Origin of the sequence: Mitsuaria chitosanitabida ATCC BAA-476 = NBRC 102408, assembly GCF_001598255.1 — a bacterium.
Taxonomy (GTDB): domain Bacteria; phylum Pseudomonadota; class Gammaproteobacteria; order Burkholderiales; family Burkholderiaceae_C; genus Roseateles; species Roseateles chitosanitabidus.
In genome coordinates this window covers 1-22,673 of record NZ_BCYP01000004.1, presented here as the reverse complement: position 1 = coordinate 22,673, position 22,673 = coordinate 1, and the positions used below count along the sequence as shown (strand labels likewise).

Annotated in this window: 21 protein-coding genes; 12 read left to right on the top strand and 9 right to left on the bottom strand. The window is 69.8% G+C overall.

All coding sequences use genetic code 11. The features are described 5' to 3' along the window. Positions 1-32 precede the first annotated feature (32 nt). The 4 genes from MCHT01_RS01555 to MCHT01_RS01540 all read left to right on the top strand — a co-directional run bounded on the left by MCHT01_RS01555 (position 33) and on the right by MCHT01_RS01540 (position 2,979). Positions 33-830 (top strand): response regulator, encoded by a 798-nt coding sequence (locus tag MCHT01_RS01555; protein WP_067061462.1) that lies wholly within the window; start codon positions 33-35, stop codon positions 828-830. Between the two features lie 236 nt (positions 831-1,066). Further along, on the top strand, positions 1,067-1,627 hold the full coding sequence (locus MCHT01_RS01550) for an HNH endonuclease (protein ID WP_067061459.1): 561 nt from the start codon (positions 1,067-1,069) through the stop codon (positions 1,625-1,627). 105 nt (positions 1,628-1,732) lie between these two features. Then, on the top strand, positions 1,733-2,389 hold the full coding sequence (locus MCHT01_RS01545; protein WP_067061456.1) for a response regulator transcription factor: 657 nt from the start codon (positions 1,733-1,735) through the stop codon (positions 2,387-2,389). 122 nt (positions 2,390-2,511) lie between these two features. After that, positions 2,512-2,979, top strand: coding sequence for an outer membrane lipoprotein (locus MCHT01_RS01540; protein WP_067061453.1), 468 nt, complete (start codon positions 2,512-2,514; stop codon positions 2,977-2,979). A gap of 91 nt (positions 2,980-3,070) precedes the next feature. On the opposite strand, the gene MCHT01_RS01535 is transcribed toward MCHT01_RS01540, so the two are convergent. From MCHT01_RS01535 to cyoA, 7 genes are all read right to left on the bottom strand, one after another. Beyond that, complete coding sequence (locus MCHT01_RS01535; RefSeq protein ID WP_245643129.1) at positions 3,071-3,643, bottom strand: response regulator transcription factor; 573 nt, start codon at positions 3,641-3,643, stop codon at positions 3,071-3,073. Next, positions 3,630-5,036 (bottom strand): ATP-binding protein, encoded by a 1,407-nt coding sequence (locus MCHT01_RS01530; RefSeq protein WP_084451582.1) that lies wholly within the window; start codon positions 5,034-5,036, stop codon positions 3,630-3,632. Before MCHT01_RS01530 ends, MCHT01_RS01535 begins: the two co-directional genes overlap by 14 nt. Before the next feature lie 52 nt (positions 5,037-5,088). Then, the gene (locus MCHT01_RS01525) at positions 5,089-5,859 is read right to left on the bottom strand and encodes an SURF1 family protein (protein ID WP_067061450.1); all 771 of its coding nucleotides are present in this window, start codon (positions 5,857-5,859) and stop codon (positions 5,089-5,091) included. Further along, a complete protein-coding gene (gene cyoD / locus MCHT01_RS01520; protein ID WP_067061448.1) occupies positions 5,859-6,251 on the bottom strand; it encodes a cytochrome o ubiquinol oxidase subunit IV in 393 nt (130 codons plus the stop codon). The genes MCHT01_RS01525 and cyoD overlap by 1 nt, the downstream gene beginning before the upstream one ends. Continuing rightward, on the bottom strand, positions 6,251-6,856 hold the full coding sequence (gene cyoC, locus MCHT01_RS01515; protein ID WP_245643128.1) for a cytochrome o ubiquinol oxidase subunit III: 606 nt from the start codon (positions 6,854-6,856) through the stop codon (positions 6,251-6,253). Before cyoC ends, cyoD begins: the two co-directional genes overlap by 1 nt. A gap of 38 nt (positions 6,857-6,894) precedes the next feature. Then, a complete protein-coding gene (gene cyoB / locus MCHT01_RS01510; protein WP_067061442.1) occupies positions 6,895-8,889 on the bottom strand; it encodes a cytochrome o ubiquinol oxidase subunit I in 1,995 nt (664 codons plus the stop codon). A gap of 61 nt (positions 8,890-8,950) precedes the next feature. Further along, positions 8,951-9,925, bottom strand: a complete 975-nt coding sequence (gene cyoA / locus MCHT01_RS01505) for a ubiquinol oxidase subunit II (RefSeq protein ID WP_245643127.1) — start codon at positions 9,923-9,925, stop codon at positions 8,951-8,953. Between the two features lie 305 nt (positions 9,926-10,230). Here cyoA and MCHT01_RS01500 point away from each other — a divergent pair, with 305 nt between their 5' ends. From MCHT01_RS01500 to MCHT01_RS01475, 6 genes are all read left to right on the top strand, one after another. Further along, a complete protein-coding gene (locus MCHT01_RS01500) occupies positions 10,231-11,589 on the top strand; it encodes an MFS transporter (protein WP_067061437.1) in 1,359 nt (452 codons plus the stop codon). A 189-nt stretch (positions 11,590-11,778) separates the two neighbouring features. Further along, complete coding sequence (locus MCHT01_RS01495; protein WP_067061434.1) at positions 11,779-12,285, top strand: MarR family winged helix-turn-helix transcriptional regulator; 507 nt, start codon at positions 11,779-11,781, stop codon at positions 12,283-12,285. Positions 12,286-12,310: 25 nt separating this feature from the next. Further along, positions 12,311-14,587 carry an FUSC family protein gene (locus tag MCHT01_RS01490; protein WP_369688589.1) on the top strand — a complete coding sequence of 759 codons (2,277 nt, stop codon included), beginning with the start codon at positions 12,311-12,313 and terminating at the stop codon, positions 14,585-14,587. Beyond that, positions 14,584-14,799: a DUF1656 domain-containing protein gene (locus tag MCHT01_RS01485; protein ID WP_067061431.1), complete on the top strand. Its 216-nt coding sequence runs from the start codon at positions 14,584-14,586 to the stop codon at positions 14,797-14,799. Before MCHT01_RS01490 ends, MCHT01_RS01485 begins: the two co-directional genes overlap by 4 nt. Positions 14,800-14,878: 79 nt before the next feature. Next, positions 14,879-15,844, top strand: coding sequence for an efflux RND transporter periplasmic adaptor subunit (locus MCHT01_RS01480; RefSeq protein WP_067061429.1), 966 nt, complete (start codon positions 14,879-14,881; stop codon positions 15,842-15,844). Between the two features lie 4 nt (positions 15,845-15,848). Next, complete coding sequence (locus MCHT01_RS01475) at positions 15,849-17,387, top strand: efflux transporter outer membrane subunit (RefSeq protein WP_067061426.1); 1,539 nt, start codon at positions 15,849-15,851, stop codon at positions 17,385-17,387. A gap of 74 nt (positions 17,388-17,461) precedes the next feature. Here MCHT01_RS01475 and MCHT01_RS26625 read toward each other — a convergent pair whose 3' ends face one another. Together MCHT01_RS26625 and MCHT01_RS01465 are read right to left on the bottom strand one after the other, a co-directional pair. Continuing rightward, positions 17,462-19,927 (bottom strand): CehA/McbA family metallohydrolase, encoded by a 2,466-nt coding sequence (locus MCHT01_RS26625; protein WP_067061423.1) that lies wholly within the window; start codon positions 19,925-19,927, stop codon positions 17,462-17,464. A 103-nt stretch (positions 19,928-20,030) separates the two neighbouring features. Beyond that, positions 20,031-20,741: a PEP-CTERM sorting domain-containing protein gene (locus tag MCHT01_RS01465; RefSeq protein WP_067061420.1), complete on the bottom strand. Its 711-nt coding sequence runs from the start codon at positions 20,739-20,741 to the stop codon at positions 20,031-20,033. Positions 20,742-21,125: 384 nt separating this feature from the next. Between MCHT01_RS01465 and MCHT01_RS01460 the strand changes: the two genes are divergently transcribed. Further along, positions 21,126-22,190 (top strand): flavodoxin family protein, encoded by a 1,065-nt coding sequence (locus tag MCHT01_RS01460; protein ID WP_084451580.1) that lies wholly within the window; start codon positions 21,126-21,128, stop codon positions 22,188-22,190. Between the two features lie 183 nt (positions 22,191-22,373). Further along, positions 22,374-22,649 carry a hypothetical protein gene (locus MCHT01_RS01455; RefSeq protein ID WP_067061414.1) on the top strand — a complete coding sequence of 92 codons (276 nt, stop codon included), beginning with the start codon at positions 22,374-22,376 and terminating at the stop codon, positions 22,647-22,649. The last annotated feature ends 24 nt before the right edge of the window (positions 22,650-22,673 follow it).

Genomic DNA, 22,673 nt, shown 5'->3' with positions numbered 1-22,673 from the left:
CGCCTTGACGCGCGGAACGACACGGGAGCCCGATGCAGCCGAACGAGACGCCCTCCTCCTCCACCGCGCCGGCCACGACGCCGGACGCGGGCCTGCTGACCGTGGTCCTCGTCGAGGACTCGCTGACCATCCGCCGCCAGCTGCTGCAGCGGCTGGACGCGGTGCCCGGCCTGCGCGTGATCGGCGAGGCCGCCGACGAGACCACCGCCATCGCGCTGGTCACGGCGCTGCAGCCGAGGGCGGTGCTGCTGGACCTGTCGCTGGCGCAGGGCGGCTCCGGCCTGGCGGTGCTCAAGACGCTGCGCAAGCAGGGCTATGCCGGCCAGGTGCACGTGCTCTCCCATCAGACCGAGGCCTACCGCGCCGGCGTGCTCGCGGCGGGGGCCAACGGCTTCTTCGACAAGGCCGAGGAGCTCGACGTGATGCTGCGCCAGCTCACCGGTCACGCGGACCTGCCGATGCCCGCGCCGCTCGATGCCGACGCGCTGCACGGGCGTCTCGATCAGACGGTGCGGCTCGCGCTGCGCGATGGCTCGGAGGTCGTGGTGCACGTGATCGCGGGCCACGCGGCGGAACTGCCGCCCCTGGCCGCGCAGCTGATGGCGGGTCTGGAGGGCGGCGATCTCATCGGCTGGGCGGGTCGCGCGGACGCGCCGCTGCTGTGCGTCGTCCAGATCGACGCCGACGACGCGCCGCCGCTGCGGGAACGGCTGGACGTCCTCGCCCCCGATGTGCGGCTGGGCCGCGCGCGCCTGCCGGAGGACGCGCTGTCCGCCGGCGGCCTGATCGGCCTCGCGACGCTACGCGCGCTGGGCCAGCTGCCCGGCTGAGGGGGGCCGGGCGGGCCGACCGGGGACGGCCGGCCGCCACAAGACCGCCGCAAGACAGGTCGGATGGCTCGTTCGCGCCGGCCTCGATCGGCCAATGCCGCGCCATTCATCGCCGAACCGGCACCGAACTTCGCCGAAAAGCGCGAAACGCGTGTCGATGGCGCCACCGGATGCGACCTGGCACTTGAGTTGCCCCCCACTACTGGATTACCCTTTGTCGCTGGAGGTCATCGACCGTGGACGTTCTGCAACTGGACATCTCGGGCCGACCGCAGGCCTGGATCTCGACGAAGGAAGCAGCGGTGCTCTATGCCAGCGACGCCATCGCGTGGACGCTGGGGGACCCGTGCCACATCCTGCGCGGCGGCTACCAGCGCATCACGGGCCTGCAGTCGCGCATCGAGCTTCACCCCATCGTGGCCGTGCGCGGCGCGATTCCCAGCCGCGCCTGGCGCCAGTCGCCGGCGCTGTCCAACTTCAAGCTGTTCGCGCGCGACCGCCATGTCTGCGCGTACTGCGGCCACAGCTTCCATCCGGACCACCTGACGCGTGAGCACATCCAGCCGGTGTCGCGCGCCGGCAAGGACACCTGGATGAACTGCATCACCGCCTGCCGTGGCTGCAACGGCCGCAAGGGCAACCGCACCCCGGAGGAGGCGCACATGTCGCTGCTCTATCTCCCCTACGTGCCCAGCTTGCACGAGGACATGATCCTGCGCGGCCGCCGCATCCTGGCGGACCAGATGGAGTTCCTGCTCGCCAGCGTGCCGCGCTCGTCCCGGCTGTACGTGTCGTAGCGCGCGCCCTCCCCCATCCGACGGGGGCTTCCCTCATACCAAGACGTTATGGCGAGCTCACCCGCCCGGCCCTAGTCTGACGGGGTCGCACAGAGGGAGCTCCCCATGATGAACACGTCTTTCCATCGCATCCAGGTGCGGGTCGCGCATGCCGATCCGCTCGTGGCCGTGGGGCTCGCCACGGTGCTGGCCCGTCACGCGGACATCGAGCTCGTCGAGCATGAACAGGCCGAGCCGCGCGTCGTGATCACCGATTACGAGGGCGCGCTGAGCCTGGTCCATGAGCGTCGCTCGCCCCGCGCGCCGCGACCGCCCTTCCTGCAGGCGCCCGCGCGTCCCGAGGGCGCCAAGGTGCTGCTGCTCACCGCCAACGATCGCGAGCACGACGTGCGCTCGGCGCTGGAGGCCGGCGTCGAGGGCTATGCGGACCTGGGCTGCCACATCGAGGAGCTGGTCAACGGCGTGCGCCTGGTCGCGCGCGGCTCGCGCTACCTGAGCCAGCGCGCCGCGCAGCGCGTGGCCGCGAGCATGACCCGCAGCGCGCTCACCGAGCGCGAACGCGAGGTGCTGGGCGAGGTGGCGCTGGGCAAGAGCAACAAGGCGGTCGGGCAGACGCTGCGGATCTCCGCCGGCACGGTGAAGACGCACATGAAGGCGATCCTGGAAAAGCTCGGCGCCGCCACGCGCACCGAGGCCGCGGGCATCGCCCGCGAGCTGGGCCTGATCCCCTCGCCGCCGGTGCGTGCCGGGCGACTTGTGTAGAGTGATTGCCTGGGCCACGCGCCGCGGCGCGCGCCTTGCCCGTGAGCAGCAGGTAAAGACTTGTTGCCTGGTCAACGGTGGCGCGCGCGTGTTCGTTGGCCGGAAATCGACTGGAGTACGACATGAAGAAGCTCTTGATTGCGACGATGGTGGCGGCCCTGGCCGCGTGTTCCACGACGAGTCCCGATGTGATCCAGCGCGGTGACGCGCAGCGCCTGTCGCAGGTGCAGGATGCGACCGTGCTGTCGTGGCGTCCGGTGACGGTGGACGGGAGCCAGAGCGGTGCCGGCGCGGTGACCGGCGCGGTGGTGGGTGGCGTGGCCGGCGGCAGCGTCGGCGGCCATCGCGAGGGCCTGGTGGTCGGCGTGCTCGGCGCGGTGGCCGGCGCGGCGCTGGGCAATGCGGTGGAGCGCGGCGTGACCAAGGAACAGGCGGTGGAGATCATCGTCCAGCTGCGCAACGGCGAACGCCGGGCGATCGTCCAGGCGCAAGGCAACGAGAACTGGCAGTCGGGCGAGCCCGTCATGATCATCACCACCGGCGGCAAGGCCCGCGTGGTGCGCGGTCCGGCGCCGACGCGAACCAACTGAGTCCCGACGCCGGCCGCGGAGCCGGCCATGACTCGCCAAACGACAAGGGACCCTCGCGGGTCCCTTGGTCCATCGGTCTCGCGAGGCGCCCTCACTTCACCCGCTGCTTCTCCAGCTTGCGTGCCAGCGTGCGGCGATGCATGCCCAGGCGGCGGGCGGTTTCCGAGATGTTGAAGTCGGTCGCCGCCAGCGTCTCGTGGATGTGCTCCCACTCCAGCGTCTTGATCGAGGTCGTCGCGCGCGCGGTCACCTCGACGTCCGCGTCGCCGTCCGCGCGCGAGAACGCGGCCTCGATGTCATCGGTGTTCGCGGGCTTGGCCAGGTAGTGACGAGCGCCCAGCTTGATCGCCTCGACCGCGGTCGCGATGCTCGCGTAGCCGGTCAGCACGACGATGACCATCTCGTCATCCCGCTCGTGCAGCGCCTGCACGCAGGCCAGGCCCGAACCCCCGCCCGCCAGCTTCAGATCGACCACCGCGTACTCCGGACGCTCGTCCGGCGCGCGCTCGTCGAGCAGCTTCTGCACCTGCTCCAGGCTGGTCGCGCGCAGCACCTGATAGCCGCGACGCTCGAACGATCTCGCCAGCGTGCGCGCGAACGCGTCGTCGTCCTCGACGATCAGCAGCAGCCGGTCGGCATCGGCGGAAAGGTCATCCTGCATCATGGCCGCCATTGTCGGACAGTCCTTGCGGCGCGAGCGCGGAAAGCGGCATGCGGATCTCGACTTCCGCGCCGCCGCCCTCCTCCGCGTCGCGGTTGCGGGCCTGCAGGCGCCCGCCCAGCGAGCGCACCACGTTCAGCGCCAGGAACAGACCCAGCCCCCCACCCGCGCGGCCCTTGCTCGATTGATAGGGCTTGCCGAAGCGCTCCAGCATCTCCGGCAGGAAACCCGGCCCGCGATCGCGCACGCGCAGCACCAGCTGGCCATCCTCGATCAGCGCGCGCAGCATCACCGGATGGCCCGGCGCCGCCTCGAGGGCGTTGTCCAGGATGTTGTCGATCATCTGCTTGAGCCCGACGTCCGACACGATGCGCAGCGTCGGCAGGTCCGGATCGGGGCGGTACTCCAGGCCCTCGCGCGAGCGCGTCGCGCGCCAGTGCTCCACCAGCTCGCCCAGGAAGGCCTGCAGCGTGGTCACCACCGGCGACTCGCCGCGCAACTCGCCCGCCGACATCAGGATCCCGCTCACGATCGCCTTGCAGCGCTTGAGCTGGACCTGCATCTCCTCGATCTCCTCGCGCAGCTCCGGGTCGCCGGCGAAGGGCGCCATGCGCGACCAGTCGCCCAGGATCACCGACAAGGTCGCCAGCGGCGTGCCCAGCTCGTGCGCGGCGCCCGAGGCGAGCAGGCCCATGCGGACGATGTGCTCCTCTTCCGCCGCGCGCTGGCGCAGGTCGGCCAGGCGCGCGTCGCGCGTGCGCAGGTTGCGCCCGATGCGCTGGATGAAGATCACCAGCAGCCCCGCGTTGATCGCGAAGCAGATCAGCAATCCGCCGATGTAGTGCGTGGGCAGCGCCAGGCCGGCCATGTCCGGCACCAGCAGCGGCTGATGCCACTGCGTCAGCGCGATGAAGCAGCCGCCCGTCAGTCCCACCATGAACCAGATGTAGCGCGAGGGCAGCAGCACCGCGCCCACCGCGATCTGCAGCAGGAACAGGAAGATGAAGGGATTGGTGACGCCGCCGCTGTAGTACAGCTGGCCGCTCAGCACCGCGACGTCCACCAGCAGGCCCGCGAAGAGCTCGGCATTGCGGACGCTGGGCATCCAGCGCGCGCGCAGCCAGCAGGCCAGGTTGAACAGCACCAGCACCGCCAGCAGGGTCAGCATCTCCGGCATCGGCAGCCGGATGTGCAGCGCGTAGTGCACCGACAGCACCGTCGCGAACTGGCCCGCCGCCGCCAGCCAGCGCAGCTGCACCAGCTGCAGCAGGTTGTTGCGGCCGGCCTCGAGCGCGCGGACCTCGTTGATGGCGTTCAGCGCCGCGCCGTCCTCGCCGTCCAGATAGCGGCTGTCGTCGGGATGGTCGTCGTCGGGATCGGGAGGAGCGAGCGGCATCGCGGGCGTCGGAGGAGTCGTCGTCGGAGTCGGCGAGCAGGGACCCGCGGGGTCAGGCCGTGCCGGACGCGGCAGCGCGCCGGCGCGGCTCGATGCGCCACAGGTAGAAGGCGATGCCCGCCACCATCGCGGCCATCGCGAACCAGGTCAGCGCGTACTGCAGGTGGTGGTTGTTGAAGCGCACCACCGTCAGGCCGCCACGCGGCCAGCGCGTCTGGTCGTCGGCCGCGGCGGCGTCGACGAAGTAAGGCGCCACCGGCCCTTCGACGCTGCGCGCCTTGGCGATGGCCTCGACGTCACGCGAGTACCAGCGGTCCTGCTCCGGCGCGTTCTTGCGCAGCAGGTCGCCGCCCGGCTCGGGCAGGCGCAGCAGGCCGACGACACGATCCTCGCCCTGCGTCTCGGACGCGGTGCGCGAGGCGCGGGTCTTGAACTCCGGCGTCACGAAGCCGCGGTTCACCAGCACCCAGTCGCCCTGCGTCGTGCGCAGCGGCGTGAGCACCCAGTAGCCGGTGCCGAGCTCGGTGCTCGCGCCCACCAGGGTCTCGCGCGAGTGATCGAAGGTCCCGATCAGCAGGACCTTGCGGTACTCGTCATCGGCCTTGTTGATCGAGGTCCAGTGCGCCGCGTCGGGCGCCCTCACCGGCGCGGCGGCCAGGCGCTGGTCTACGCGCGCGATCAGGTCTTCCTTCCAGCCCAGACGCTGCACCTGCCAGAGGCCCAGCGCGAGGAAGGCCACAAACGAAAGGGCCGCGCCCAGCAGCAGCGCCCAGAAGGCGCCGCCGCGGCGCGGCCGCTGCGGTTCCCGGATGGTCTCGGCCATCAGGGCATGTTGCGCATGTCGTGGATGGGCATCATGTTGCTGTTCAGGTGGAACATGACCCAGATCGAGCCCGCCAGCATGATCACCACCACCGCGATCGTGAAGATCAGCGACAGCATGGACCAGCCGCCTTCGACCTTCGAGTTCATGTGCAGGAAGTACACCATGTGCACCACGATCTGCACCGCCGCGAAGACCAGCAGGACGATGCCCGTGGTGCTCGCCGACGGAATGATCTTGGCCATCACCAGCCAGAACGGGATCGCCGTCAGGACCACCGACAGGATGAAGCCGATCAGGTAGCCCTTGACCGTGGCGTGATAGCCGACGTCGTCGTGGTCGTCATGGCCGTGGCCATGATCGTGGTTGTGGTCGTTGTGGTTGCCGCTCATCACAGCGCTCCCATCAGGTAGACGAAGGTGAAGACACCGATCCAGATCACGTCCAGGAAGTGCCAGAACATCGACAGGCAGATCAGGCGGCGCTTGTTCTCCTTGGTCAGGCCGAACTTGGCCACCTGGAACATCAGCGTCACCAGCCAGATCGAGCCGAAGGTCACGTGCAGGCCGTGGGTGCCCACCAGCGTGAAGAACGACGACAGGAAGGCGCTGCGCTGCGGGCCCGCGCCCTCGTGGATCAGGTGCGCGAACTCGTAGAGCTCCACGCCCAGGAAGCACAGGCCCAGGATGCCGGTGATCGCCAGCCAGCCCAGGACGCCGGACTTCTTGTTGCCCAGCATCTTGATCATGGCGAAGCCATAGGTGATCGACGAGAGCAGCAGGAAGCCGGTGTTGAGCGCCACCAGCGGCAGGTCGAAGAGGTCCGCCCCCGACGGGCCGGCCGCGTAGCTGCGGCCCAGGACCGCATACGCCGCGAACAGCACCGCGAAGATCAGGCAGTCGCTCATCAGGTAGATCCAGAACCCGAGGAGCGTGCCGTGCTGCGGATGATGGTCGCCGTTGTCGTAGAACACCGGCGTGCCGGTGTTGTTCGTCATGGTCGTTGCTTGCATATTGGATATCGCTCGCTGCGGATTCAGGCCTGGGCGGCCAGCACCTTCGTGCGGGCGTCCTCCGTGCGCGTCACTTCATCGGCCTTGATGTAGTAGTCGCGCTTGTAGTTGAAGGTGTGGACGATCGCCGCGATCACCGTCACCGCGAACGCCACGCCGGCCACCAGCCACATGTGCCAGATCAGCGCGAAGCCCACCAGGGTCGACAGGCCCGCCAGGATCACGCCGGCGGCGGTGTTCTTGGGCATGTGGATGTCCTGGAAGTTGGCGGTCGGACGCTGATGGCCGCGGGTCTTCATGTCGTGCCACGCGTCGTGGTCATGCACCACCGGCGTGAACGCGAAGTTGTACTGCGGCGGGGGCGACGAGGTCGACCACTCCAGCGTGCGGCCGTTCCAGGGGTCGCCCGTCACGTCGCGCAGCTCGTCGCGCTTGATGTAGGAGACCACCAGCTGGATCAGGAAGCTGCCGATGCCCGCGGCGATCAGCAGCGCGCCGAAGGCGGCGATCTGGAACCAGATCTGCAGCGACGGATCGTCGAAGTGGCTCATGCGGCGGGTCACGCCCATCAGGCCCAGCACGTACAGCGGCGTGAAGGCGACGAAGAAGCCGATCTGCCAGAACCAGAACGAGCACTTGCCCCAGAACGGATCCAGCTTGTAGCCGAAGGCCTTCGGGAACCAGAACGAGATGCCCGCCAGCAGGCCGAACAGCACGCCGCCGATGATCACGTTGTGGAAGTGGGCGATCAGGAACAGCGAGTTGTGCAGCACGAAGTCCGCGGGCGGAACCGCCAGCAGCACGCCGGTCATGCCGCCGATCACGAAGGTGACCATGAAGCCGACGGTCCAGTACATCGGGACCTCGAACTTGATGCGGCCACGGTACATCGTGAACAGCCAGTTGAAGATCTTCGCGCCCGTCGGGATCGAGATGATCATCGTCGTGATGCCGAAGAACGAGTTGACGCTGGCACCCGAGCCCATCGTGAAGAAGTGGTGCAGCCACACCAGGTACGACAGGATGGTGATCACGACGGTCGCGTAGACCATCGAGGCGTAGCCGAACAGCTTCTTCTGGCTGAAGGTCGAGACGACCTCAGAGAAGATGCCGAAGGCCGGCAGCACCAGGATGTAGACCTCGGGGTGGCCCCAGATCCAGATCAGGTTGACGTACATCATGGCGTTGCCGCCGAGGTCCGTCGTGAAGAAGTTGGTGCCGACGTAACGGTCCAGCGACAGCAGCGCCAGGGCCGCGGTCAGGATCGGGAACGAGGCCACGATCAGGATGTTCGAGCACAGCGAGGTCCAGGTGAAGACCGGCATCTTCATCATGGTCATGCCCGGCGCGCGCATCTTGATGATGGTCGCGATCAGGTTGATGCCGGACAGCGTCGTGCCGACACCGGCGACCTGCAGGCCCCAGATGTAGTAGTCGACCCCCACCCCCGGACTCGCCAGGATGCCCGACAGCGGCGGGTAGGCCAGCCAGCCGGTGCGCGCGAACTCGCCGATGAACAGCGACAGCATGACCAGCACGGCGCCGCCGGTGGTCATCCAGAAGCTGAAGTTGTTCAGGAAGGGGAAGGCCACGTCGCGGGCGCCGATCTGCAGCGGCACCACGAAGTTCATGAAGCCCGTGATCAGCGGCATCGCCACGAAGAAGATCATGATCACGCCGTGGGCGGTGAAGACCTGGTCGTAGTGGTGCGGCGGCAGGAAGCCGAGCTGGTCGCCGAAGGCGATGGCCTGCTGGGCGCGCATCATGACCGCGTCGGCGAAGCCGCGCAGCAGCATGACCAGACCCAGCACGATGTACATGATGCCGATCTTCTTGTGGTCGATGCTGGTCGCCCAGTCACGCCAGAAGGGGCCCCAGAGCCGGAACTTGGTCATCAGCGCGAGGACGAACAGTCCGCCCAGCGCCACGGCCGCGAAAGTGCCGATCAGGATCGGCTCGTGATAAGGAATCGCCTCGAGACTGAGGCGTCCGAAGATGAGCTTTTGAGCGTCAATCATCTTGGATCTCGGTAGTGCGCGAGCCCGGCGCCGCTGCGATCAGCGAAGCCGGGCCGACGGGTCAGTTACGGGTGGCCGAGGCCTGCCACTGGGAGGCGTACTGCCCCGCGTTGTCGGGGGTGCACAGCGAAGCGACGAAAACGCGCTTCTGCTCATTGCTCCAGGGCTTGCTGGCCAGGCCGTCGATGGCGCCCTTGCCGCCGCCGCCGGCGGCGTCGATCGCCATCATCTGGCCCATGCACATCTTCGAGCCGTCGACGCAGCGGTTCACGACCGCGTCGAACAGGCCCGGAGCGACGCTGGCGAAACGACGCACCGGCTGACGCTCGGACGGCTTCTCCAGGTCGAGGTACATCTCCTTGGTCAGCGCCACGCCGTCGGCCTTGTTGCGCTCGACCCAGGCGGCGAACTCGTCGTTCGACAGGCCGTGGAACTTGAAGCGCATGTGCGAGAAGCCGTCGCCGCTGAAGTTGGACGAGAAGCCGTCGTACACGCCGGGCTTGTTGATGACCGCGTGCAGCTGGCTCTGCATGCCGGGCATCGCGTAGATCATGCCGGCCATGGCGGGCACGTAGAACGCGTTCATCACGGTCGACGAGCTGATCTTGAAGTGGATCGGACGATCCACCGGCGCGGCCAGTTCGTTGACGGTGGCGATGCCCTGTTCCGGATAGATGAACAGCCACTTCCAGTCCAGCGCCACGACCTCGACGGTCAGCGGCTCCACGCCGGTCGGGATCGCGCGCTGCGCGTCCAGACGCTCCAGCGGGCGGAACGGATCGAGCTTGTGCGTCGAGATCCAGGTCATCGCGCCCAGCGCGATGATGATCAGCAGGGGCGCGCCCCAGATGATCAGTTCCAGCCGCGTCGAGTGGTCCCACTCCGGCGAGTAGGTCGCGTCCTTGTTGGAAGCGCGGTATCGGAACGCGAAGACCAGCGTCAGGATGATCACCGGGACGATGATCAGCAGCATCAGCAAGGTCGAGGCGACGATGAGTTGCGCTTGCTGGTTCGCGATGTCGCCCGAAGGCTTCATCACGACCATGTTGCAGGCGGAGAGGGGGAGCGCCAGCGCGAGCAGCCCGAATCGGGCCAGTCTGCGGGCAAGGCTTGTGTTTAGTGATGCTTTGAGGTACATGGGACTTCAGCAAACCAGCAGGCGTAGTTCACGCGGGACCCCCTCCAGGCTTCCCGGGACCGCGTCGAAACCTGGGGGTTTGTCCTGCGGAGGGAAAGCGATAAAGGGGAAAACGACACTTGTCGACCGTTGCACGCCGGGCGCAGATTTTGCCCGATTGACTCAAACCAACTATTGGACATTTTGTCCCAGGTAGGAGACGTATGAACAGCAGCACCCTTTCGACAGCCGGGCAACACCTGTCCACCGTCGGGCAACCGCTGCCCCGGGGGAACGGCGTCGCGACGCAGGAGGAGCAGGACGCGGTCGCCCCGGGCGACATCGCGGTCGGCGTGGTCATCGGACGGGCGTCGGAGTACTTCGACTTCTTCGTCTACGGGATCGCCTCGGTCCTGGTCTTCCCGACCATCTTCTTCCCCCACCTGGAGCGGCTGGAGGGCACCCTGTGGGCCTTCGCGCTGCTGGCGCTGGCCTTCGTGGTCCGGCCCATCGGGACCATGGTCGGCATGGAGATCCAGCGCCGCTTCGGCCGCAGCGTGAAGCTGACGGTGGCCCTGTTCCTGCTGGGCATCTCCACCTGCACGATCGCCGTGCTGCCCGGCTTCAACGCCTGGGGCGGTGCGGCCATCGCCCTGCTGGCCGCCTGCCGCATCGGGCAAGGCCTGGCGCTGGGCGGCTCCTGGGACGGCCTCCCGTCCCTGCTGGCCCTGAACGCGCCCCCGGGGCGCCGCGGCTGGTACGCCATGCTGGGCCAGCTGGGCGCCCCCATCGGCTTCCTGATCGCGGCCGCGATCTACGCCTACCTGTGGAGCAGCCTGGCGACGGTGGACTTCCTGAGCTGGGGCTGGCGCTATCCCTTCTTCGCCGCCTTCGCGATCAACGTGGTGGCGCTGTTCGCCCGCCTGCGCCTGGTCGTGACCCACGAGTACGAGAAGAACCTCGAGGAGCACGAGCTCGACCCCGCCGACACCGGCGAGCTGTTCTCTCAGCAGGGCTACAACGTCTTCATCGGCGCCTTCGCGGCCCTGGCGAGCTACGCCCTCTTCCACATCGTCACGGTGTTCCCGCTGTCCTGGGTGATGCTCTACGGGGACCAGAACGTCACGCAGTTCCTGATCGTCCAGGTCATCGGCGCCCTGCTGGCGGCGGCGGCGATGCCGATCTCGGGCATGGTGGCCGACCGCATCGGGCGGCGCAGCACCCTGGGCACCCTGGCCACGACCATCGGCATCTTCAGCCTGTTCACGCCCATCCTGCTGGACAGCGGCAGCATGGGTCAGAACATCTTCATCCTGGTGGGCTTCGTCCTGCTGGGGCTGTCCTACGGCCAGGCGGCGGGCGCGGTGACGTCCAACTTCCTGCCCCGCTTCCGCTACACCGGCGCGGCGCTGACCTCGGATCTGGCCTGGCTGATCGGCGCGGCCTTCGCGCCGCTGGTGGCCCTGGGGCTGTCGGCGCACTACGGGCTGTGGGCGGTGACCGCCTACCTGCTGTCCGGCGCGATCTGCACGCTGGTGGCCCTGCGGACCAACCGCATGCTCCAGATGAAGGACAAGGACTGACGGGGCGCCTGACGCCCAAAGTCGTGACATGTGCTTGACAGCCAGCGACGCCTAAAAGCAACGCAGGCAGCAGCAAATGCCCGACGGCCGATCGACAGATCGGCCGTTTTTCATTGCGCTGTCGATCTATCGCCCTCCGCAATAACCCTATGAAATTAGTTAGCAAGCTATCTATCTAGAATTCGGGGCATGACCTCCTCGACCGACAAGCCCGAGCGCACGCTGACCCGCACCGCCCGCGAGACGGCCCTCATGAAGGTGGGCGTGACGCTGCCGGTACTGGAGCGGGCGTATCGCGCCCGCGCCAATCTGGCGATCGCCCATGTCGGTCTGTCACAGGCACTGGCCTGGCCGCTGGTGATGATCGGCCGTCAGGGCGACGGCTTGCGCCAGGGCGAGCTGGCCACGCTGCTGGGCATCGAGGGCCCCTCGCTGACGCGCTCGCTGGACCAGCTGATCGCGGGCGGCTTCATCGAGCGCCACGAGGATCCCGACGACCGTCGCGCCAAGACCTTGCACCTGACCGCGCTGGGCGCCGACGCCTGCGAGCAGATCGAGGTCACGCTGCGCGACCTGCGCAACGAGCTCTACCAAGGCATCCCCGACGCGGACATCGAAGCCGCGCTGCGGGTCTTCTCCACCCTGGCCGAACGCGTCGGCGCCCCGCAACCGACGGTGCCGCCGCGGCGCAAGTGAAGCCGCCCCGAGAGGTCCCGCGCTCATGAAGTTCCCCACCCTCCCCGCCTTCCGCATGCCGCGCCTGCCGGCCCTGCCCAGGCTGCCGGCCGTCTTCACGCCCGGCTTCACCCGCGCGGAATGGATCTTCTCGTTCAAGGCCTTCGCGGCGGCGATGCTGGCGGTGTTCCTCGCCAGCTGGGCCGGCCAGCCGCGGCCGTTCTGGGCGCTGATGACGGCCTACGTCGTCGCGCACCCGATGGCCGGCGCGGTGCGCTCCAAGGGCCTGTTCCGTTTCCTGGGCACGCTGGTGGGCAGCACCGCGGCGGTGCTGATGGTGCCGCGCTTCGTGAACGCGCCGGAGCTGCTCAGCCTGGCGCTGGCGCTGTGGGTCGCGGGCTGCCTGACCCTCTCGCTGCGCGACCGCACGCCGCGCGCCTACGCCTTCATGCTGGCCGGCTACACGGCCGCGCTGATCGGCTTCCCGGCCGTCGACACGCCGCTGACCATCTTCGACACCGCCGTGGCGCGGGTCGAGGAGATCGGCCTGGGCATCCTGTCCGCCTCGCTGATCCACAGTCTGGTGCTGCCCAACAGCCTGGCGTCCTCGGTGCTGGGGCTGCTGGACCGCACGCTGGGCGACACCCGCGCCTGGCTGGGCGACATCGCCTCCCGCCAGGACGGCGGCGCCGACCGCCGCCGCGTCGCGGGCGACATCACCCAGCTGCGGCTGCTGTCCATCCACATTCCCTTCGACACCAGCCACCTGCGCTGGACCGCCGACGCCGTCCATGCGATGCAGGACCACGTCGCCGCGCTGACGCCGCTGCTGGCGGGCGTGGAGGATCGGCTCGAGGCGCTGGAGGCGCACGGCGGCATCCCCGACGACGTGCGGGCGCTGCTGGACCGGCTCGGCCCCTGGCTGGCGCTCCCGGCCGCGCGTGCCGAGGCCGAGCTGCCGGCGCTGCGCCAGCGCGTCGCGGCGCTCACCGACGAGACCCGCCGCACGCAGCTCGCCGACGACCCGTGGGCGCGCCTGCTGCGCGTGGCGCTGGCGGAGCGGCTGGATCGGCTGCTCGACGGCTGGCTGCACTGCGTGCAGCTGCGCTCGGACATCGACCTGGGGTTGAGCGGCGCGCCCATGCCCTCGCGCGCCGTGTCGGCGCCCAGCGGCCACACGCTGCACCGCGACATGGGCATGGCCCTGTGGTCCGGCGCGGCCGCGCTGATCGCGATCCTGGTCTGCTGCGCGTTCTGGATCCTGACCGGCTGGTCCATGGGGTCGGCGGCCGCGATGATGGCCGCGATCTTCTGCTGCTTCTTCGCGGCGATGGACGACCCCGTCCCCGCGATCAACGGCTTCCTGCACTGGACCGTGCTGTCCATGCCCGTCGGCGCGCTCTACGTGCTGGTGCTGCTGCCGCTGGTGCAGGACATGTGGACGCTGATGGCCGTCTGCGCGCCGATCTTCCTGATCATCGGCTGCTACGTCGGCCGCCCGACCACGGTGGGCGCCGCCCTGCCCTTCCTGTTCGGCGTGATCGGCACGCTGGTGATGCACGACACCTCGCAGGTGGACCTGACCAGCTTCCTGAACTCGATGCTGGGCCAGTTGGCCGGCGTCTTCGTGGCGGCCCGGGTGACGCGGCTGATGCGCTCGGTCGGCGCCGACTGGAGCGCCCGCCGTATCCAGCGCACCACCTGGCGCGAACTGGACGACCTGGTCCGCCTGCCGCGCTCGGCCGCGCGCGGCCAGGCCTATCTGCTGCGCATGCTGGACCGCATCTCGCTGCTGGCGCCGCGCGTGGCGCAGTCGGGCGGCTCGGTGCCCGGCGTGCCGACCGACGACGCCCTGCGCGACCTGCGCATCGGCGCCAACCTGGTCGCGCTGCAGAGCGTGCGCGAGCGCCTGCCCGCCGTGCCGCTGCGTCCGCTGATGGACGCGCTGTCCGCCTGGCTGCGGAACCGCATCGGCGGCGATCTGGGCGCCGCGCCGGACACGCTGCGCGAGCGCCTGGACGACACGCTCGCCCGCATCGTGCGCGCCTACCCGCCGCTGGCCCCGCTGCCTGACGAGGTCCGCCCCGCCGCCTCCGCGCTGCTGGGCCTGCGCCGCAACCTGTTCCCCGAGGCGCCGCCGGCGCCGCTGTTCATCGCGGAGCCCGTCGACGAACGGGGGCCTGAGCCCGCCTTCGACGCCGCCGACGAGGTCGACGAGATGGATGACGTCGACGCCTCCGCGCCCGACGCGGACACCTTCCCCACGACCGACGCCGCGCAAGCGCCGGCCGCTACCCCCACCCACGAGGAGAACCGGGCATGACCGGCGCCGTCGATTTCTTCGGGCTCTACCTGCCCTGGCTGATGCCGCTGGCGGCCGTCGCGCTGCTGGCGCTCGCGCTCGTGCGGCGCGTGCTCGCCTGGACCGGCGCCTATCGCTGGATCTGGCATCCGGCGCTCTTCGACATGGCCCTGTACGTCGTGCTGCTCTGGGGCCTGAGCGCCGCCTCGCTGCGCGTGCTGCACCCCGGCTGACGACGCGTCCCACTCCACCAGCCAGCGCCCTCGCGCTGCCCGAACACCTGATTGATGCCGGTCCGCCGGCCCCGACGACATGACTTCCTCCGCATCCTCCTTCACCTGGCGCCGCGCGGTCTCCATCCTGGTGACCCTGCTCGTGGTGGCCGCCGCGCTGTGGGCCGCCTCGCGCCTGTGGGACCGCTACGAGCTCCAGCCCTGGACCCGCGACGGCCGCGTGCGCGCCAACGTCGTGCAGATCGCGCCGGACGTGTCGGGCCTGGTCACCGCCGTGCCGGTGCAGGACAACCAGGAAGTCGCGGCCGGCGCGCTGCTGTTCGAGGTCGACCGCGCCCGCTACGAGCTCGCGCTGCGCCAGGCGCAGGCGCAGCTCTCGGCGCAGAAGGTCGCGCTGGCACAGGCCCTGCGCGAGGCCGACCGCAACAGCGGCCTGGGCAGCCTGGTCTCGCAGGAAGCGCGCGAGCAGACCCGAAGCCGCGCCGAGCAGTCGCGCGCCGCGGTCGCGCAGGCCGAGGTCGCCGTCGACAGCGCCAAGCTCAACCTGGCGCGCGCCGAGATCCGCGCGCCGTCGGCCGGCACCATCACCAACTTCGACCTGCGCCAGGGCGCCTACGCCAGCGCCGGCCATCCGGTGCTGGCCCTGGTGGACGCGCAGTCGCTCTACGTCGAGGGCTACTTCGAGGAGACCAAGCTGGCGCGCATCCATGTCGGCGATGCCGTCGAGATCCTGCCGATGGGCGCGAGCCACCCGCTCAAGGGCCATGTGGAGAGCTTCTCGGCCGGCATCGCGGACCGTGATCGCAGCACCAGCGCCAACCTGCTGCCCAGCGTGAACCCGAGCTTCAACTGGGTCCGCCTGCCACAGCGCGTGCCGGTGCGGGTGAAGCTGGATCCGCTGCCGGCCGGCGAGCGCCTGGTTGCCGGCCAGACCGTCACCGTGCAGGTGCTGTCCGGCACCGCGTCCGCGCCGCCCGCCGCGCCCGCCAAGGCACAGGCCGTGGCGCCGACCGCGTCGCAGCCGCGGACCACCCAGCGAGGTTGAGACCATGAGCACCCCACACCTGCCCGGGCCGAGGCACGCCGCCGCCCCGCGGCCCGCCCGACGCTTCGCGCCCCTCCTGGCGCTGATCGCGGCCGCCGCGCTGGCGGCCTGCTCCACCGCGCCGAAGGGCCCCGACTACCAGGTGCCGGCCGACGCCGCCCTGCTCAAGCCGCGCGCCTCCGGATCCTTCGCCGAGCAGCAACGCGCCGCCGCCGAGGCGACGACGGCCGCGGCGCCCGCGCCCTTCGATGCGCAGCCGCTGCCCGCGCACTGGTGGCGCCTGTTCCAGGACGCGCGCCTGGACGCGCTGGTGGAGAAGGCCTTCGCCCACAACACCGACCTGCGCCAGGCCGCCGCCAACCTCGAGCGCGTGCAGGCCATGGAGACCGAGGTCGCCGGCGGCGAGAAGCCGACGATCAGCGTCAACGGCGGTCCCAGCTACGGCCATCCGTCCGGGCTGTCGATGCTGAAGAAGGACTACGTGCCGCCCGACACCTACCGCTACAGCGCGGGCGTCGGCCTGTCCTACCAGCTGGACCTGTTCGGCCAGATCCGTCGCGCGATCGAGTCCTCCCACGCCAGCACCGAGGCCGCGCAGGCCGCGCTGGATCTGGTGAAGGTCAACGTCGCCGCCAGCACCGCGCGCGCCTATGCCGAGGCTTGCGCCACGGGTCAGCGGCTGGACGCCGCGACGCAGTCGGTCGAGCTCCAGCGTCAGGCGCTCGAGCTCACGGAGAAGCTGCAGCACGCCGGCCGCGTCGGCGAGATCGACGCGGCCCGCGCCCGCAGCCAGCTGCAGCAGCTCAAGGCCGCGCTGCCGCCCTTGCTGGCGCAACGCCAGTCGGCGCTGTACCGGCTCGCGACGCTGACCGGCGATCTGCCCGAGGATTTCCCGCGCGACCTGGCCGAGTGCCACATCGCCCCGCAGGTCGCCGGCACCCTCCCGGTGGGCGACGGCGCCGCGCTGCTGCGCCGCCGGCCCGACATCCGCCAGGCCGAACGCGAACTGCATGCCGCCACGGCGCGCATCGGCGTGGCCATCGCGGACCGCTATCCGAAGATCTCGCTGGGCCTGTCGGCCGCGTCGGCCGGCACGCTGGCAGGCTTCGGCAAGAGCGACGCGCTGAGCTGGAGCCTGGGCCCGCTGATCTCCTGGACGCTGCCCAACACCGGCGTCGCCGATGCCCGCATCGCGCAGGCCGAGGCCGGCACCCGGCAGGCCGCCGCGCGCTTCGACGGCACGGTGCTGAACGCGCTGCGCGAGACCGAGACCGCGCTCAACCAGTACGCCCGCGAGCTCGACCGCAAGGCCGCGCTGCAGGCCTCGCGCGAAGAGGCCGCCCTCGTGGCGGGCCAGGCGCGCCGGCTCTACCAAGGCGGCAAGGTCGGCTACCTGGACGCGCTCGATGCCGAGCGCGCGCTGGCCGCCAGCGACGCGGCCCTGGCCGCGTCCGAGGCCACGCTGATCGACGAGCAGGTCCAGCTCTTCATGGCGCTGGGCGGCGGCTGGGAAGCCGACACCCAGACGGCCGGCCGGAAATGAGACACGCCGCATGACGCGGCGTGTTCGTGGATCAGTGAGACGGGGAGTCGCGCCAGCGCGGCACCCCGCTCGCTTTACGGGTAGCTGATCGTCAGCGTGTAGCTGGCGGTCGTGCTGTAGCCCGCGTACGGGATCACCTTGATGTAGACCGTCTGCGCGGTCGCGCCATTCTGGTAGGTCAGCGACTCGTTGCTGCCCACGCCTTCCGAGCGCGCCAGACCGGAGCCGTTGGCCTTCACCACGTACAGGTCGTAGTCGATGCTCGACGAGGACGGGCCGACCATGTCCACGCGCAGGCGCTGGTTGGCGGCCAGGTTGACCTTGTAGAAGTCCTTGTCGTTGTCGCTGCTGATGAAGCCGGTGATCGACGTGCGGTTGCCCACGTCGTTGGCGGCGGCGACGGTGTCGTTGGGCTCCACCTCGTCGGCGGCGTTGACCGGATTGCTCACCGTGAAGGCCGCCGGCTGCGAGGTCGCGGTGTTGCCCGCGGCGTCATAGGCCTTGGCCACCAGGCTGTGGCTGCCGTTGGTCAGCTGCGTCGACGGGACGGCCAGGGTGTACGGGGCGCTGGTGACGATGTCGCGCAGCACGCCGTCCAGCCAGAACTCCACCTTGGTCACGCCGACGTTGTCGCTGGCGTTGGCCGAGAAGGTGATCGTGCCGCTGGTCCCCGAGACCGAGGCGGTGACCGTCGGCGCCACGGTGTCGCCGCCCGACACGCCCTGGTTGACCCAGATCGGCGCGGACCACAGCACCTTGCCGTCGTCCTGCGTGACCTTGGCGTAGTAGAAGTGCTTGCCGTTGGCCGGGGTGATGGTGGCCGTCGGGCTGCTGCTCAGCAGCGTGACCGTGCCGTTGCGGCCGGGCACGCCCTCCCAGATCTCCGTCGCGACCACGGTGCGGCCGTTCGGGTTGTAGAAGCCCACGTTCATGGACAGCGAGCCGCTGTTGTCGAAGCGCTCGCCCATGATCTTGCCGTTGGCGCTGAAGATCAGCTGCGAGTTCTTGTCCAGCGTCGCGAAGACGCGGCGCGCCTTCAGCGCGTCGATCAGCGCGTTCTTGCTCAGCGGCGTGCCGGTCGGGATCAGCACCGCGGTGCGGTTGGTGTAGGACGCGCCCCAGTTGGCGCAGTGGTTGTCCTGGTTGGTCGCGGGCGCGACGTGGAAGCCGCGCTCCAGCAGCTTCTTCCACGAGCCCTCGTAGGAGCTGCGCGAGGTCTCGCTCTCCGTCGTGTTGGAGGAGAACGCCGAGGTGTTCATCACCTCGGACATCACCATCACCTCGTCGCCATCGGCGCTGTAGGCCATGTCGGTGCCGTTGATGATGAACTGGCCGGTCGCGTCCGGATGGTTGAACTGGCCGATCAGGCCCTGCGCGCGCATCACCGAGTACAGCGTCGCGTAGTCGCTCTTGGCGATGTAGCGATCACCGAAGAGCTCGTTCTGCGCGTTGTACTCCCACGAGAACAGCTCGTTGCTGTTGAAGATGTTCAGGTGGCCGCCGTTGCTGATGACGCCCCACTCCATGCCGTACACGGCCAGGAAGCCGGGGTTGGCCGCGGTGTAGTCGGCCGCGATCTGCAGGCCGCGCTGGTAGCGCGCCCTGGCCGCGGTGGCCGAGCCGCTGGTGTTGGTGCTCGACGAGCCGTCGAAGTAGTGGTTGTGGTCGGTGTTGGCGAAGATGTCCAGGCCCACGTTCTTCGCGTACGGGAAGGCCGCGTCGGGACCGTAGGCGCCGCTTTGCGCCGGCTGCGAGGAGTTGCAGCTGCCGATGGCGCCGCCGCCGTCGGAGTCGTTGGTCTGGCCGTGGAAGCTGCCGTAGTAGATGGTGTAGGGCCACGAGCCCGCGCCCACCGCCGCCGACTGCGCGCGCACGCGCTGGTCGGCTTCGCCCGACGCGCCCATGGCCAGCGGACGCAGCGCGCCCATCGAGATCTTGGCCAGCTTGCCGACGCCGAAGTTCCAGCTCTGCTCGATCTGGTGGCCCGTGCCCTCGGCCTGCTGCAGCGCCAGCAGCTCGTCGAACTGCGCGTCGGCGCCGGAGCTCTTGAGCTCGGTGCCCGCCTTGGCGGTGACAGCCGTCAGCGTGGCGGTGTAGAGACCGTCCGGCTGACCGGCCTGACGGCCGGCCCAGGCCAGCGGCACGGTCTTGACGTCACCGGCGTACTGCTCGACGCCGCTCCAGCGTTGCACCAGCGCGCCGGTGGGGCTGCGCAGCTCGACGCGGTAGGCCAGCAACGTGCCCTTGGGCGCACCGGTGTAGTCCAGGTGCACGGCGAAGTTGCGCGCGCCGGTGGACTCGGCGCCGGTGAACGGCACGTCCAGCGCGGCGTCGAACTCGTGGTGGTCGGGGTACTTGGCGGCCGGGTCGGCGGACAGCGCGGTGGCGCGGTCGTCGGTGGACGCCGCGGCCGATTGCGACTTGCTGTCGCCGGACAGGCCGCCGCCGCAGGCGGACAGGACCACGACCATGGCGCTCAGCGTGGTGACGCGCAGCGCGGCGCCGCCGGAGACCGGGAACAGGGAGCGGAACGGATTCATGTTGGGCTCGCTTGGCGCGCGGGGCGCGCCGGTGGGGTTCGAGGCGGAGCGCGCCGGGCGCTCCAGGGGCGGCCCGCCGCGTCGGCGGGCGCGTGTCGGGCGATCAGGCCTGCTGGCGACGGCGCAGCACGACGCCCATGGCGCCCAGGCCGGCCAGCATCAGCGCGAGGGACTCGGGCTCGGGCACGGCGGCCGCGATGATCTCGGTGCCGGTGAAGCGGACCATGTCGTAGCGGATCGTGCCGCCCGTGCCGTAGTTGCCGCTGCCGGTGGCCGCGTAGGCGCTGGTGCCAGGGGCGAACATGCTGACCAGCTGCACCGCGAAGGAGTCGTTGTCGGCGACGCCCAGCACCTTGGAGAAGTCGTAGCTCAGGCCCTTCACGAAGGTGCTGTCCTTGAGCATGTGATAGGTCGCGGCCTGGATCCAGCTCTCGCCGCCGTCGATCGTGTACAGCAGCGCGGTCCAGGACGAGGCCGTGGCGCTGTTGCGCTGATCGAAGCTGAAGACGATGTTCTCGTAGCCCGTCGTGTCCATCGCGAACTGCAGGCCGGTCGTCAGGTTGCCGGTGCCTTGCGCGGCGTAGCCGGCCGTGTTCAGCGCCTGGCTGCTGCCGTTGGTGTCGGAGGAACCGGACTGGCTGACGAAGGTCGTGCTGACGCCGAGGGTGGTCATCTTGGCGCCGCCATGGTCGGTGTAGGTCGGCTTGGTGCTGGAGTCGAAGCCCCAGGTGGCCAGGTTGACCGCGTCGGCATGGGCGGCGGAGCTCAGCGCCAGGAAGGCGCCGGCGGCGAGCAGGGCGGGTTGGAATTTCATGGGGAGGCTCTCGCTGTCGATGAAGGGAATCGGACGACCGAATGTTTGCGCAAACGTTTACGGCAAAAATTTGTCAGAAATTGCGTGAACTTGTGCGCTTGACTTCGCGCGGATCAAGGACGGCGAAGCGTAGGTTCGCTTCATGACAAACAGGTTGCGGGGAAGCCCGGGGGCGGGATCACCTGCCCCCGCGTTCGCGGGGGAGCGCCACAGTCCTGACGCACGCGAGCGGTGCGCGACCGGGGTCGGCGCATCGCGCCGGGGCTGCGCGCACCACGTCGGACGTGCCGTAGGACAAGCCCGTCGGCGGAACCCGCCGCCGTCCGACGCGGCATGCCGCGACGGCCGCGAATACTGGCCCCACCGCCAACCCTGAAGGCCGCCATGACCGAGATCCGCAAGGGCCAGCAGCCCGCGGAGCTGACCCGCGAACAGTTCCACGAACGCTTCATGCGCCGCTTCTTCGACCCCGCCTTCCGCGACGAGGACGAGGCCATCGCCCGGCTGGAGGACATTGCCTGGCAGGCGATGAAGGACGGCCGCAAGGCGCCGCGCACCCGCTTGGCCGGGCCCGGCTTCAAGGATGCGTCCTACGCGCTCTCCGTCGAATGGCTGGAGGCCCGGCAGCGTCTCGAGACCGCGCAGCAGCGCTGGGCCGATCCGGCGACGCGCTCGCGCGTGCTGCTGGTTTGCGCGAGCGACCGCAACGACGGCAGCTGCGCGGGCGAGATGTCCAAGACCTGGCGTCTGACCCAGCTCGCGCGCGAGCAGCTCAGCCGCCGCGACCTGATCGTCGACGTGCTGGATCTGAGCCTCATGACCTCCGAGTACGGCCGCGAGATCCATCCCTGCAAGGGCTGCGTGTCGACGGCGATGCCGCTGTGCCACTGGCCCTGCAGTTGCTATCCGAATCACGCGCTGGGCCAGTCCTCGGACTGGATGAACGAGATCTACGAGCGCTGGGTCTCCGCGCACGGCGTCATCCTGTTCACGCCGACCTACTGGTACCAGTCGCCCAGCGCGCTCAAGCTGATGATCGACCGGCTGGTCTGCGCCGACGGCGGCAATCCCGATCCGACCACCACGCACGGCAAGACCGTCGCCGAGGCCAAGGCCATGGAGGCCAGCGGCTGGTCCTATCCCAAACATCTGGCCGGGCGCGTCTACGGACTGGTCGTGCATGGCGACGTCGCCGGCGTCGAGGGCCAGCGGCGCGACCTCGCCGACTGGCTGGACTGGATGGGGCTGATCGACGCGGGCCCCTCGTCGGCGCTGGATCGCTACCTCGGCTACTACCAGCCCTACTTCGACAGCCACGAGGCGCTCGACCGCGACACGGCGCTGCAGCAGGAAGTGCGGCGGGTGGCGGAGGCTGTGGGGGACGCCGTCCGACTGCTGCGCGAGGGCAGGCTGCCGACACCCGAGCGCCGGCCAGTGCGGCCGAAGTAGCCGCCCGAGCGGCAGCACGACCGTGCCGATCCGCGGGACCGCCGACGCATCCGCCCCCAGGTCCGCGCATCGCGCCCGCAAAGAGAACTTGCAGGGAACGGCGCTTGCTCGCCGAAGGTCCCTCGGGCGCGTCCCGCGCGGACGCGCTGCCCTCCGACCTTCCCCCCGCCAGGAGATTCACCGATGGCCGCTCACACCACCCCGTCCCGTGCCCGCAAGAGCCCGAAGCCGCAGATCTCGCATCTGATGCCGGAGTTCCCGCCCGGCACGCCGCCGGTCCCCGCCTCCGACACCGGGGTCGATGCCGAGGACCTGGACAGCGTCTACGGCCAGCTGGTCAAGGGCGTGGGCCACGAGTTCGTCACCGACGCCAACGTCGACGCGCTGGCCCGGCGCGCCGAGCAGGACGGCCACCCCATCCTCGCCACCGAACTGCGCGAGTGGAAGGCGCCCTGCTGAGCGCGCCCCGCCGCTGAGGCGGGG

What these genes read in the sequence shown, in the direction of transcription:
- MCHT01_RS01555 (WP_067061462.1), top strand. Translation starts at nt 33, where the DNA reads ATGCAGCCGAACGAGACGCCCTCCTCCTCCACCGCGCCGGCCACGACG.
- MCHT01_RS01545 (WP_067061456.1), top strand. Translation starts at nt 1,733, where the DNA reads ATGATGAACACGTCTTTCCATCGCATCCAGGTGCGGGTCGCGCATGCC.
- MCHT01_RS01540 (WP_067061453.1), top strand. Translation starts at nt 2,512, where the DNA reads ATGAAGAAGCTCTTGATTGCGACGATGGTGGCGGCCCTGGCCGCGTGT.
- MCHT01_RS01535 (WP_245643129.1), bottom strand. Translation starts at nt 3,643, where the DNA reads ATGATGCAGGATGACCTTTCCGCCGATGCCGACCGGCTGCTGCTGATC.
- MCHT01_RS01530 (WP_084451582.1), bottom strand. Translation starts at nt 5,036, where the DNA reads ATGCCGCTCGCTCCTCCCGATCCCGACGACGACCATCCCGACGACAGC.
- MCHT01_RS01525 (WP_067061450.1), bottom strand. Translation starts at nt 5,859, where the DNA reads ATGGCCGAGACCATCCGGGAACCGCAGCGGCCGCGCCGCGGCGGCGCC.
- cyoD (WP_067061448.1), bottom strand. Translation starts at nt 6,251, where the DNA reads ATGAGCGGCAACCACAACGACCACAACCACGATCATGGCCACGGCCAT.
- cyoC (WP_245643128.1), bottom strand. Translation starts at nt 6,856, where the DNA reads ATGACGAACAACACCGGCACGCCGGTGTTCTACGACAACGGCGACCAT.
- cyoB (WP_067061442.1), bottom strand. Translation starts at nt 8,889, where the DNA reads ATGATTGACGCTCAAAAGCTCATCTTCGGACGCCTCAGTCTCGAGGCG.
- cyoA (WP_245643127.1), bottom strand. Translation starts at nt 9,925, where the DNA reads ATGAAGCCTTCGGGCGACATCGCGAACCAGCAAGCGCAACTCATCGTC.
- MCHT01_RS01500 (WP_067061437.1), top strand. Translation starts at nt 10,231, where the DNA reads ATGAACAGCAGCACCCTTTCGACAGCCGGGCAACACCTGTCCACCGTC.
- MCHT01_RS01495 (WP_067061434.1), top strand. Translation starts at nt 11,779, where the DNA reads ATGACCTCCTCGACCGACAAGCCCGAGCGCACGCTGACCCGCACCGCC.
- MCHT01_RS01490 (WP_369688589.1), top strand. Translation starts at nt 12,311, where the DNA reads ATGAAGTTCCCCACCCTCCCCGCCTTCCGCATGCCGCGCCTGCCGGCC.
- MCHT01_RS01485 (WP_067061431.1), top strand. Translation starts at nt 14,584, where the DNA reads ATGACCGGCGCCGTCGATTTCTTCGGGCTCTACCTGCCCTGGCTGATG.
- MCHT01_RS01480 (WP_067061429.1), top strand. Translation starts at nt 14,879, where the DNA reads ATGACTTCCTCCGCATCCTCCTTCACCTGGCGCCGCGCGGTCTCCATC.
- MCHT01_RS01475 (WP_067061426.1), top strand. Translation starts at nt 15,849, where the DNA reads ATGAGCACCCCACACCTGCCCGGGCCGAGGCACGCCGCCGCCCCGCGG.
- MCHT01_RS26625 (WP_067061423.1), bottom strand. Translation starts at nt 19,927, where the DNA reads ATGAATCCGTTCCGCTCCCTGTTCCCGGTCTCCGGCGGCGCCGCGCTG.
- MCHT01_RS01465 (WP_067061420.1), bottom strand. Translation starts at nt 20,741, where the DNA reads ATGAAATTCCAACCCGCCCTGCTCGCCGCCGGCGCCTTCCTGGCGCTG.
- MCHT01_RS01460 (WP_084451580.1), top strand. Translation starts at nt 21,126, where the DNA reads ATGACCGAGATCCGCAAGGGCCAGCAGCCCGCGGAGCTGACCCGCGAA.
- MCHT01_RS01455 (WP_067061414.1), top strand. Translation starts at nt 22,374, where the DNA reads ATGGCCGCTCACACCACCCCGTCCCGTGCCCGCAAGAGCCCGAAGCCG.